The sequence below is a fragment of the Photobacterium sp. WH24 genome (assembly GCF_019204055.1).
GTDB lineage: Bacteria > Pseudomonadota > Gammaproteobacteria > Enterobacterales > Vibrionaceae > Photobacterium > Photobacterium arenosum.
On sequence record NZ_JAGSOZ010000065.1, the window covers coordinates 1 to 523 of the forward strand.

Consider the following 523-nt stretch of genomic DNA (forward strand, 5'->3'; position numbering starts at 1 on the left):
TTTCGGTCAGGGGAGCGGTGTATCCCGTGTTTTCCATGGCACAGTCAGTGAAGCCCGCTTCCTGGGCACAGGTCGCCAGTTCAGCCGCTATGAGTTAAAGCTGGTGCCCGATCTCTGGTTTCTGACTCAGCGGCAGGACTGCCGTATTTTTCAGGATCAAACGATCAATGACATCATCGAAGCCGTGCTGGAAGAAGCTGGCGTAACCGCGGTACGTATGCTTGCCGATGCAGGCGAGAAGCAGGAGTATATTCTGCAGTATCACGAGACCGATCTGGCATTTATCCATCGCCTGATGTCTCAGCATGGACTGTGGTATTACTTCGATCATACCCACAGCGGCCATGAACTGGTGATTGTTGATAAGAATGAACTGGTCAACGCGCTGCCCAGCACTGCCGAAAACGCCACCTTGATCCCCGGCGCCGAGCAAACGCCGATTCTGTATCATGCCGACTCGGGCGGGGTGCCGGATCGTGAACATATCTTTGACGCCGATTTTGCCACCCGTGTTCATACCGGT

General features: G+C 54.5%; 1 protein-coding gene. It reads left to right on the forward strand.

Translation table 11 applies throughout. The annotated features are described in order from the left end of the window. A partial coding sequence (locus KCG43_RS21345; protein WP_255558132.1) for a contractile injection system protein, VgrG/Pvc8 family occupies nt 1-523 on the forward strand: 523 nt, incomplete at both ends.